The organism is Streptomyces minutiscleroticus (assembly GCF_014650875.1).
In the GTDB taxonomy this organism is placed as follows: Bacteria; Actinomycetota; Actinomycetes; order Streptomycetales; family Streptomycetaceae; genus Streptomyces; species Streptomyces minutiscleroticus.
Genome location: NZ_BMVU01000227.1, coordinates 1 through 741, shown reverse-complemented (window position 1 = coordinate 741; position 741 = coordinate 1). Strand labels below are relative to the sequence as shown.

Sequence of the window (741 nt, the reverse complement as noted above, 5' to 3'; positions counted from 1 at the left end):
ATATTCTTTTTAGGAAACGATAATGATTAAAGCGATTAATATTTCTCATGCTTTTGAAAAGCCCCTTTATAACGGCGTGAATTTGCGCATCAAGCCCCAAGAAAGCCTAGCGATTTTAGGCGTGAGCGGGAGCGGTAAAAGCACGCTTTTAAGCCATTTAGCCACCATGCTAAAACCGGATAGCGGAACAATTAGTTTGTTAGAACACCAAGATATTTATGCTTTAAATTCCAAAAAGCTTTTGGAATTACGGCGTTTAAAAGTGGGCATAGTCTTCCAATCGCATTACCTTTTTAAGGGTTTTAGCGCTTTAGAAAACCTGCAAGTCGCTTCAATCCTAGCCAAGCAAGAAATCGATCATTCCCTTTTAGAACAATTAGGCATAGCCCACACCCTAAAACAAGGCGTGGGTGAATTGAGCGGCGGCCAGCAACAACGCTTAAGCATCGCCAGAGTGCTTTCTAAAAAACCTAAAATCATTATCGCTGATGAACCCACCGGGAATTTAGACACCACTAGCGCTAATCAAGTCATCAGCATGCTGCAAAATTACATTACAGAAAAAGAAGGGGCGTTAGTTTTAGCCACGCATGATGAGCATTTGGCTTTCACTTGCTCTCAAGTCTATCGCTTAGAAAAAGAAGTTTTGATTAAGGAAAAATAAGAAATGTTGCAACGCCCTAAAATTGTCGCTGAATTGAGCACTAATCATAACCAGGATTTAAATCTCGCTAAAGAAAG

Annotated in this window: 1 protein-coding gene; it reads left to right on the top strand. The window is 40.4% G+C overall.

What is annotated here, in order from left to right; genetic code table 11:
* Positions 1 to 22: 22 nt before the first annotated feature.
* Positions 23 to 664, top strand: coding sequence for an ABC transporter ATP-binding protein (locus IE271_RS44490; protein ID WP_000588253.1), 642 nt, complete (start codon positions 23 to 25; stop codon positions 662 to 664).
* Positions 665 to 741: the final 77 nt, after the last annotated feature.

What these genes read in the sequence shown, in the direction of transcription:
- IE271_RS44490 (WP_000588253.1), top strand. Translation starts at nt 23, where the DNA reads ATGATTAAAGCGATTAATATTTCTCATGCTTTTGAAAAGCCCCTTTAT.